The organism is Flavonifractor sp. (genome assembly GCF_019422385.1).
In the GTDB taxonomy this organism is placed as follows: domain Bacteria; phylum Bacillota; class Clostridia; order Oscillospirales; family Oscillospiraceae; genus Flavonifractor; species Flavonifractor avistercoris.
Genome location: NZ_JAHZDL010000039.1, coordinates 12,697 through 21,633 on the forward strand (window position 1 = coordinate 12,697; position 8,937 = coordinate 21,633).

The following is an 8,937-nucleotide window of genomic DNA, read 5'->3' on the forward strand; positions in this document are numbered from 1 at the left end:
ACCTGTTCAGCAAGGCCAGCGGGTCGGACGAGGCGGACGACAAGCTGCTGCTGGGATAAAGCGGTCAGCTGCTCCACGGGGCCCCATCTGGGATGGGGCGGCCTTTGGCCGCGCAAGCGTTTTGCCTCTGGCAAAACCTTGGCGCAGGCGGAATTCATTTCCGCCGAGCATGAAAAAATAAAGGGAACCCAAAGAGGGGCGGGGCCATCGGCCCCGCCCCTCTTTGGGAGGCAGCTGCTCAACCTGTTCAGCAAGGCCAGCGGGTCGGACGAGGCGGACGACAAGCTGCTGCTGGGCTAGCGCCTCAAAAAAGTGGCTAAAGCCACTTTTTTGAAAAAACTGCGGCCCACAGCGCGCAAGCCCTGCCCGCCGCCATAGGCGGGCAGGGCTCACACTTGCGGGCCGAGATGTGTTTTCAGCCACGCGCATGTCGCGGCTGAAAACAGATTTTGGTCTCATTCACGCGGCTGCGGCCGCGTGAACTCTGCGAGGCTTTTGGAGAAGCGGCGAGGCGGACGACAAGCTGTTGGGGGAATCCGGGCGGCCTCCGCCCGGATTCCCCGGGAAAATAGGGAAGGCCCCCGGAACCAGTTTGAATGGGTTCCGGGGGCCTTCCCTATTTTAAGAAGGAAGAATACCCAGATAGGTAAGCAGAGAGCAGGTTAAGGCGGCGGCCTCCGCGCGGGTGGCGGGGGCGCCGGGGTCGATATCGGTCAAGGGCGCCCACAGCAGGCTGATGGTGTTTCCCAACAGGCCGGTCTGGCTCTCGGCCAGGAGCCACACGGACTCCCTGGCCCAGGAGGCATAGGACTGGTAGGCGTCCCCGTCCGCCGCGCCGTTGGGGATATCCCGGGCAGCCAGCTCCAGCTCCATCCCCAGCCGCTGGCCCAGACGGGCGGCGATGGTAATGAGCTCCTGCTGGGTAACGGTGCCGTCGGGGTTGAAGCGGCCGCCGCCCACGCCCTCCACCAGACCCAGGGCGGCCACGGCGTTGACGCACATGCCGTACCAGTCGTCCATGGACACGTCGGTAAAGCGGCTCTCGCCGGTGGGCACCCGGCAGTTGAGGGCCTTGGCCAGCAGGGCGCACAGCTCCGCCCGGGTAAGGCTGCCCTCCGGGTTGTAGGTGCCGTCGCCGGAGCCGGATACAATGCCGTAGGCGGCCAGCCGGTCAATGAGGGAGGCATAGGGGGAGCCCGCCGTGTCGGAGAAGCCCCGGCTCTGATAGCCGGTGAGGCCGCAGGCCTCCGCCACAGTCGCAGGCTCGACGGCGGCCCAACTGCTGCCGGTACCGCTCTGGAGGGTGACCCCCACGGGCAGGGCCTCCAGCAGGGCGGTAAAGGCGGCCTGATACTCCGGGCTGGAGGCCTGCTCCAGGGAGATATACCAGACCCGGTTGAAGTCCAGGCGAAGGTAGCCCTCGGTGGAGCCCTCCGGCGCGGGGGAGCAGAGGAGGACGGCCACCTCGTCGGCCAGATCCGGATCCACCAGCAGGTGGGGGATCACGCCCACCGTGTCGGTGGTGCCGCCGCCGGGGGCGTAGAAGCGGTAGGTGGTGATCTTCATGGCGTCCCCGTCATCAAAATAGCCGGGCAGGGAGTTCTCGTCCAGGACGATCTGGGCCACCCCCTTGCCGAAGGAGCGGGAGCCGATGACGATGCCGACGCCGGTGTCCCGGACGTCGGAGGCGAAGAGCTCGGATGCACTGGCGGTATTCTCATCGGCCAGCACAATCACCGGGGCGGTGGTGAGGGCCTCGTCGTTGCTGCCGAAGGCCCCGTAGGAGCCGTCGCTGTCCTTCAGATAGGCCAGCAGGCCGGAGCCGGAGAAGGTGCTCACCGCCCCGATGGCCGCGTCCACCACGCCGCCGCCGTTGCCCCGGAGATCCACAATCCACCGGTCGGCCTGATCCCCGTAAGTCTCCAGGCCGTCGGTGAAGTGCTCCACCGTCTCGCCGCCGAAGGTGTCGCAGTCGATATAGCCGATGTGGCCGTCCCACAGCTCGGTGTAGGCGGTGGGGATGGTGATGGCCGCCCGGGTGAGGCTGACGGTGGTGCTCTCGCCGTCCCGCAGATAGGTGACGGCGACCTGGGTGCCCGGCTCACCCTGCAGCAGGCCGGTCATGGTGTCCCCGTCCTGCCCGGCGATATCGGTTCCGTCCACGGCGGTGATCAGATCCCCCGCCTGGAGGCCGCCGGAGGCGGCAGGCGTGTTCTCATATACCCGCTGAATCAACAGGCCCTCCCCGGTAATCAGGGAGGAGATGCCGATGCCCACCAGCTCGGTGTCCGACAGGGAGCTGCTGAACAGGGCGTACTCCTCCGGGGTGAAATACTGGGTATAGGGGTCGCCCAGGGCCTCCAGCATGCCGGAGATGGTGGACTGCTCCAGCACCTCCTCCGGCACGTCGTCAATATAGTAGACATCCAGCAGATCTCCGGCCTGTTCCGGGGTCAGGGCCCGGGCGGCGGGGGAGAGGGCCAGAGACAGGCCCAGGAACAGGGACAGCAGGCGGGTGCGGCGCTTTCGTTTCATCGGAAAATGCCTCCTTGGGCATAATTTGTTATGTAACCCAATTTTACGACAAAAAGGGGGCGGGCGCAAGGCCCGGCCCCAAATTGTAGCTATTTGTCACTTTTTTGGAAGGGACTGGCTGCGGGGGCGGCCTCAGGCATCCCCCGTCACCCGGACGGCGGTACCGTAGGCGCAGATCTCGGCGGCGGACTGCATGATGGAGGCGGAAGCGTAGCGGATGGCGATTACTGCGTCGGCCTCCATGGCGATGGCCTCGTCCACCATGCGCTTGGTGGCGATCTGCCGGGCCTCGTTGAGCATCTCGGTATAGCCCTCGATCTCGCCGCCCACCAAGGTCTTCATGCCGGCCATGAAGTCCTTGCCGAAGTTCTTGCACTGCACCACGCTGCCCTTGACCATGCCCAGGGCCTCGATCCGCTTGCCGGGGATATATTCAATATTTAGAAGCAGCATCCTCTTCTCCTCCTTGAATTTGCTTGAGCCGCTGCCAGAGGGCCAGCAGGACACCCACGATCACAGCGGAGGGGACGGCGATGAGAATCAGCAGCAGCCACAGCGGCGGCGCGTCCGCGGGATCCAGGGAGATGGCCCACAGGATCAGCCCGATGATACCGGCCATGAGGCCCACAAACACCGCCGCGGCCACCACCGGCCCCACATACCGTTTTCTGGTATCCTTCTTCCGAATGTTCACGAATTGGGTTCCCTCCTCCTGCTCCATACGCTCCATCTCTGCCAGCCAGCGGCCGGCGTCCAGGTTGGGGAGCTGTTCGTCTGTTCGGGCCAGCTCCTGGCAGAGAGAGCGCATGGTTCCCAGGTTTTTCTGGGCCCGCTCCAGCTGGATGACGTGGCGCAGCAGGCCGTCGGCGAGGGTAAGTTCTCCCTGCTGCATCCGCCGGATCTCCTCCAGGGGCACGTCCAGCTTGCGCAGCAGCTTGATCTTGCGCAGGGTCTCCACATCCTCCTCACCATAATCCCGGTAGCCGTTGTCTGCGTTCCGACCGGGGGAGAGCAGTCCCTCCTTTTCATAGAAGCGGATATTCCGCTTTGAAATTCCAACCAGCTGCTCTACCTCGTTTATCTTCACGCAAATCACCTCGGCTTATGCTTACCATACACCTTCCACCGGGTGGAAGGTCAAGGGAAATCATTCCCGATCCGTAGTATACACCAGCCCGCACGAAATTGCCAGAGGCATTTGATACCGCGCCCCCACTTCGGCTTGCAATAGGGGTATCAGTCTGATAAAATAACACCGAATGGCATGGTGCCATTCCACAGCGCGGCCCAACGACAATGTGTTCAGGTGATAGTATGTATTTTCGCCGTATTGCGGATCTCAGAGTAGACAGCGATCTGACCCAGCGGGCGGTGGCGGCCCACCTGAATATGAATCTGGAGGTCTACCGCCGCTACGAGAAGGGCATCCGGGAGATCCCGGTGTGGGCCCTGCTCAAGCTGGCGGAGCTCTACCACACCAGTACGGATTATCTCCTGGGCCGGACTGACGACCCGAGGCCGCCCCATGCGTAAGCTGGCGTGGTTTGCCGGCGCCTTTTCGGCGGCGGTGTTCCTGGCGGTGTATCTGCTGCCGGAGGGCCTGCTGCTCCCGGCGGGAGCCGTGTGTGCCCTGGTCTCGCTGCTGGGCCTGCTGCTCCAGGGGGACAACCGCCTCCGGGCGCTTTTGGCCTGCCTGGGTCTGGCGGCGGGGCTGATGTGGACGGGTACCTATGGCCAGATGACCCACGCCCCGGCCCAAGCCCTGGCGGGGACGGAGGGCACCATCTCCGCCACGGCGGCGGACTGGCCCCGGGAGACCGCCTACGGCAGCTCGGTGCTGGTGTATCTCCGCCCGGAGAGGGGCCTGCCCATCTCCACCCGGCTGTACCTGGACGACCCGTCCCCCGATCTGCGGCCCGGCGACACGCTGACCGTTCCGGCGGAGCTGCGCCTGGCGGACACCATCGCCGGGGAGCACACCGACTACTACTACGCCAAGGGCATCCTGCTGGTGGCCTACGGCGAGGGGGAGGCGGAGGTATCCCGCCCGGCCAGCCCGCCCTGGTGGACGTGGCCGTCCTATGCGGCCAGGGCCCTGGAGGACAGCGTGGAGAGGGCCTTCCCCGACTGGGCCGCGCCCCTGGTCACCGCCCTGATCACCGGCGAGGATGCGGGTATGGACGGGGGCGAGTACGCCGCCCTCCGGCGTACCGGCCTGTCCCACGTGATCTCGGTGTCCGGCCTTCACGTGTCCTTTCTGGCGGGGTGCCTGGCCGCCCTGCTGGGGGCGTGGAGGCGGCGCACCGCTGTGATCAGCATCGCCCTTATGTTCTTCTTCGCCGCCGCAGTGGGCAATACCCCGGCGGTGCTGCGGGCGGCCTTCATGCAGTCCATGCTGCTGCTGGCGCCCCTGGTGGGGCGGGAGGACGACCGGCCAACCTCGCTGCTCACCATCCTGATGCTTCTGCTGGTCCAGAACCCCTACGCGGCGGCCAGTGTGTCCCTCCAGCTGTCCTTTGCCGCGGTGGCGGGGATCTACCTGTTTACCGGGCCGCTGAACGACAGGCTCCGGATCCTGCTCCCAAGCGAGCCCAAGGGCTTCTGGCCCCGGCTGGGCAGGCTGGCGGGGGAGTTCGTGTTCGCCAGCCTGTCCACCACCCTGGGGGCCATTGTGTTCACCACGCCCCTGACGGCGGTGTATTTCCACTCGGTGTCCCTCATCGCGCCCCTGGCCAACCTGCTCACCCTGTGGGCCTTCTCCCTGGCCTTTCTGGGCGGGCTGGCGGTGTCGCTGGCGGGGCTGGCCCTCCCGGCCCTGGCCGGGGTGCTGGCCTGGCCCGTGTCCCTGGCGGTATGGTTTGTCCAGAAGGTGACGGCGGCCCTGGCCCGCCTGCCCTTCGCCTCGGTGTCCACCCAGTCGGTGTATCTCAGGCTGTGGCTGGCGCTGGTGTACGGCCTGCTGCTGCTCTACCTGCTCTGGCGGGGGGAGAAGAAGCGGCCCCTGGTGCCCATCGGCCTGGGGACCGCCGCCCTGTGCGGGGCCCTGGTGCTCAACGCCGCCGCCCAGACGGGCGGCGCCCTCACCGTGTCGGTGCTGGATGTGGGCCAGGGCCTGTCGGTGGCCCTCACCTCCGGCGGCCGTACCGCCCTGGTGGACTGCGGCGGCACCGGCTCTGCCGATCCCGGCGACGTGGCCGCCGACTACGTTCAGGATCTGGGCCTGAGCCGCATCGATCTGGTGGTGCTCACCCACTACCACCAGGACCACGCCGGCGGGGTGCCCGAGCTGCTCAACCGGCTGGACGTGGGCCTGCTGGTGCTCCCTGACGTGGAGGAGGATGACCCTCTGCGGGCGGAGATCACCGCCCTGGCCGCGGAGCGGGGCGTGGAGACCCTGTTTGTCAGCGAGAACACCGGCGTGGAGCTGGGGGAGGCCGCCTTGACAATCTACGGCCCCCTGGGCACCGGCGGGGGCAACGAGGAGGGCCTGTCCATCCTCTGCACCGCCGGGGAGTTTGACGCCCTGATCACCGGGGACATGAACAGCGCGGTGGAGCACCGGCTGGTGAAGTACGGCAATCTGCCCGACATCGAGCTGCTGGTGGCAGGCCACCACGGCTCCAAATACTCCACCTCGGAGGAGCTGCTGCTGGAGACAAAGCCGGAGACAGCGGTGATCTCCACCGGCTACAACACCTACGGCCACCCGGCCCCCGAGACCCTGGAGCGCCTGGCCGCCGCCGGGTGCGACATCTACCGCACCGACTGGTCGGGGACGGTCACCGTCACCGCCCAACCATAGAAACGAGGGATTTCATGCCGCCCAAAGGAAAAGCGGACAACACCGCCTATCAGAAATTGAAGAAGGATATTAAGGAGGGAACCATCGGCACCCTCTACGTGTTCCACGGGGAGGAGGCCTACCTCCGGGATTTCTACCTGGGGCAGATGAAAAAAAAGCTCCTGCCCGCCGGCATGGAGGAGTTCAACCTCCACACCATGAACGGGAAGGAGTTTGACGTGAAGACCCTGGCCCAGATGGTGGACTGCCTGCCCATGATGAGCGAGCGCACCCTGATCGTGGTCAGCGACTACGACATCTTCAAGGGGGACAAGGACGCCCTGGCGGCGGTGCTGCGGGATCTGCCCGACTACGTGTGCCTGGTGTTCGTCTACGACCTGCTGGAATATAAATCAGACGCCCGCACCAGGCTGGCCGCCCTATTGAAGGAGAAGGGGAGCGTGGTGCCCTTCAACCGGCAGGGCCAGGGTGACTTGATCGACTGGATTTCCCGCCGCTTCCGGGCCCTGGATCACGACATCGGCACCGAGGACGCCAAGTACCTGATCTTCCTGTGCGGCGACCTGATGAACAACCTGATCTCCGAGATCGGCAAGATCGGGGCCTATGCCAGGCACCACCGGGTGACCCGGCAGGATATCGACGCCGTGGCCACCCCCCAGCTGGACGCGGTGGTGTTCCAGATGACCGATGCCATCGCCGCCGGAAACTTTGACCAGGCGGCCTCGGTGCTGGGGGATCTCCTCCACATGCAGGAGGCCCCCATCAAGCTGCTGGCCGTGCTGGGCAAGCAGCTGCGGCAGCTCTACACCGCCCGGCTGGCCATCGAGCACAAGAAGGGGACCAAATACCTGATGGAGCTGTGGGGGATGCGCTCCTCCTACCCGGCGGAGCGGCTGATGCAGTCCGCCCGGCGCTTCTCCCTGCCCTGGTGCCGCCGGGCGGTGGTGCGCTGCGGGGAGACGGATCTGGCCATGAAGTCCACCGGGGCGGACGGCGAGGAACTGCTCATCGGCCTGCTCATGGAGCTGGCCGTCAAGAAAGGAGCCTGAATATGAAGAACAAGACCTGGATGGGAGTGGCCGCCGCCGCGGCCGTGGGGGCCGCGGGCTGGTACTGGGCGGCAGGCAGCCGCCGCCGGGCGGTGGAGCATCTGCGCCGGGAGGCCAAGCGCCTGCTGGCGGTGCGCAGGGACGAGCTGGCCGCGCTGTGCGCCGCCGCCGAGGCCGGGGAGCTGGCCGCCGACGCCCTGGGGCCGGTGCCTCTGGACGGGGTGGAGCTGGAGTCCGTCCGCCTGGAGAACGGCGCCGCGGTGCTCACGCTCCGGGGAGAGCGGGGGGCCGCCTGGCTGTCCAGCGTCCCGCTGGCCCAGCTGGGTATCCACGGGCAGCCGTGGCGGGGGAGCGCCCGGCCCGGCGCCCTCTACACTGAGTACCTGGGGGGCGGCTGGTACGCCGGCTACGCCTGCCTGGGCTGGCGCTGACATGCTGCGCATCCGGGAGGCCATTGTGGTGGAGGGCCGCTACGACAAAAACACCCTCTCCCAGCTGGTGGACACGGTGATTGTGGAGACCTCCGGCTTCGGCATTTTTAAGGATAAGGAGCGGCTGGCCCTGCTGCACCGCCTGGCGGAGAAGCGGGGGCTGATCGTCCTCACCGATCCGGACGGGGCGGGCTTTGTGATCCGCAACCATTTGAAGGGCAGCCTGCCGCCGGACCGGGTGAAGCACGCCTATGTGCCCGACATCTACGGCAAGGAGCGCCGCAAGCGCCAGGGCGGCAAGGAGGGCAAGCTGGGGGTGGAGGGCATGCGTCCCCAGGTGCTGGAGGCCGCCCTCCGCCGGGCGGGGGCCACCTTCCTGGACGAGGAAGGGGAGGACGCCGCCCCGGCCGGGCGGCCCATCACCAAGGCGGATCTCTTCGCCCTGGGCCTGTCCGGCGGCCCCGGCTCCGGGGAGAAGCGGCGTGCCCTGCTCCAGCGGCTGGAGCTGCCCGAACACCTGTCCCCCAACGCCATGCTGGAGGTGCTCAACGCCCTGTTTACCCGCGAGGAGCTGGACGGTCTGCTGCAGGGCCCGTCAGGCGGATCCCTCTGAAAAATTTCCTCCCAAAATTTCAAAAAGGGCTTGACGAAGAAGTTAAGTTGTGCTATCTTATTATCAGAAATAATAATTATTACTGATTACTATTTCTCTACACAATGAGATCAAAGTAAAAAATGGTGAATATGTTTAGGAGGTAATGAAACATGAAAAAGTGGGTTTGCTCCGTCTGTGGTTACGTGCATGAGGGTGACACCGCCCCCGACTTCTGCCCCATCTGCAAGGCCCCCAAGGAGAAGTTCGTCCTCCAGGGTGGCGACCGCACCTGGGCTGCCGAGCACGTGGTGGGCGTGGCCAAGGGCGCTCCCGAGGAGATCATCCAGGGCCTGCGTGAGAACTTCCAGGGCGAGTGCTCCGAGGTCGGCATGTATCTGGCCATGTCCCGCGTGGCTCACCGCGAGGGCTATCCCGAGATCGGCCTGTACTGGGAGAAGGCCGCTCTGGAGGAGGCCGAGCACGCCGCCAAGTTCGCCGAGCTGCTGGGCGAGGTGCTGACCG

Annotated in this window: 9 protein-coding genes; 6 read left to right on the forward strand and 3 right to left on the reverse strand. The window is 66.0% G+C overall.

Annotated features, from left to right (window positions below):
- Positions 1 to 621: 621 nt before the first annotated feature.
- The 3 genes from QZ378_RS06825 to QZ378_RS06835 all read right to left on the reverse strand — a co-directional run bounded on the left by QZ378_RS06825 (position 622) and on the right by QZ378_RS06835 (position 3,622).
- Positions 622 to 2,535, reverse strand: a complete 1,914-nt coding sequence (locus QZ378_RS06825; protein ID WP_291257749.1) for a S41 family peptidase — start codon at positions 2,533 to 2,535, stop codon at positions 622 to 624.
- Between the two features lie 132 nt (positions 2,536 to 2,667).
- Positions 2,668 to 2,988: a YbjQ family protein gene (locus QZ378_RS06830; RefSeq protein ID WP_191379926.1), complete on the reverse strand. Its 321-nt coding sequence runs from the start codon at positions 2,986 to 2,988 to the stop codon at positions 2,668 to 2,670.
- A complete protein-coding gene (locus QZ378_RS06835) occupies positions 2,969 to 3,622 on the reverse strand; it encodes a MerR family transcriptional regulator (RefSeq protein ID WP_191529520.1) in 654 nt (217 codons plus the stop codon). Before QZ378_RS06835 ends, QZ378_RS06830 begins: the two co-directional genes overlap by 20 nt.
- Positions 3,623 to 3,849: 227 nt before the next feature.
- On the opposite strand from QZ378_RS06835, the gene QZ378_RS06840 reads away from it, so the two are divergent.
- From QZ378_RS06840 to QZ378_RS06865, 6 genes are all read left to right on the forward strand, one after another.
- The gene (locus QZ378_RS06840) at positions 3,850 to 4,068 is read left to right on the forward strand and encodes a helix-turn-helix transcriptional regulator (RefSeq protein WP_291257750.1); all 219 of its coding nucleotides are present in this window, start codon (positions 3,850 to 3,852) and stop codon (positions 4,066 to 4,068) included.
- Positions 4,061 to 6,337, forward strand: coding sequence for a DNA internalization-related competence protein ComEC/Rec2 (locus tag QZ378_RS06845; protein WP_291257751.1), 2,277 nt, complete (start codon positions 4,061 to 4,063; stop codon positions 6,335 to 6,337). Before QZ378_RS06840 ends, QZ378_RS06845 begins: the two co-directional genes overlap by 8 nt.
- 14 nt (positions 6,338 to 6,351) lie before the next feature.
- Positions 6,352 to 7,389: a DNA polymerase III subunit delta gene (holA, locus tag QZ378_RS06850; RefSeq protein ID WP_291257752.1), complete on the forward strand. Its 1,038-nt coding sequence runs from the start codon at positions 6,352 to 6,354 to the stop codon at positions 7,387 to 7,389.
- Positions 7,390 to 7,391: 2 nt separating this feature from the next.
- A complete protein-coding gene (locus QZ378_RS06855) occupies positions 7,392 to 7,820 on the forward strand; it encodes a toxin-antitoxin system antitoxin subunit (protein WP_087241350.1) in 429 nt (142 codons plus the stop codon).
- 1 nt (position 7,821) lies between these two features.
- Positions 7,822 to 8,433, forward strand: coding sequence for a DUF4093 domain-containing protein (locus QZ378_RS06860; RefSeq protein WP_291257753.1), 612 nt, complete (start codon positions 7,822 to 7,824; stop codon positions 8,431 to 8,433).
- A gap of 152 nt (positions 8,434 to 8,585) precedes the next feature.
- On the forward strand, positions 8,586 to 8,937 hold a 352-nt coding region (locus QZ378_RS06865), incomplete at its 3' end, for a rubredoxin-like domain-containing protein (protein ID WP_291257754.1).

Excerpts from the sequence above, each read along its gene's own strand:
- QZ378_RS06860 (WP_291257753.1), top strand. The coding sequence starts at position 7,822 with ATGCTGCGCATCCGGGAGGCCATTGTGGTGGAGGGCCGCTACGACAAA.
- holA (WP_291257752.1), top strand. The coding sequence starts at position 6,352 with ATGCCGCCCAAAGGAAAAGCGGACAACACCGCCTATCAGAAATTGAAG.
- QZ378_RS06840 (WP_291257750.1), top strand. The coding sequence starts at position 3,850 with ATGTATTTTCGCCGTATTGCGGATCTCAGAGTAGACAGCGATCTGACC.
- QZ378_RS06830 (WP_191379926.1), bottom strand. The coding sequence starts at position 2,988 with ATGCTGCTTCTAAATATTGAATATATCCCCGGCAAGCGGATCGAGGCC.
- QZ378_RS06825 (WP_291257749.1), bottom strand. The coding sequence starts at position 2,535 with ATGAAACGAAAGCGCCGCACCCGCCTGCTGTCCCTGTTCCTGGGCCTG.
- QZ378_RS06845 (WP_291257751.1), top strand. The coding sequence starts at position 4,061 with ATGCGTAAGCTGGCGTGGTTTGCCGGCGCCTTTTCGGCGGCGGTGTTC.
- QZ378_RS06855 (WP_087241350.1), top strand. The coding sequence starts at position 7,392 with ATGAAGAACAAGACCTGGATGGGAGTGGCCGCCGCCGCGGCCGTGGGG.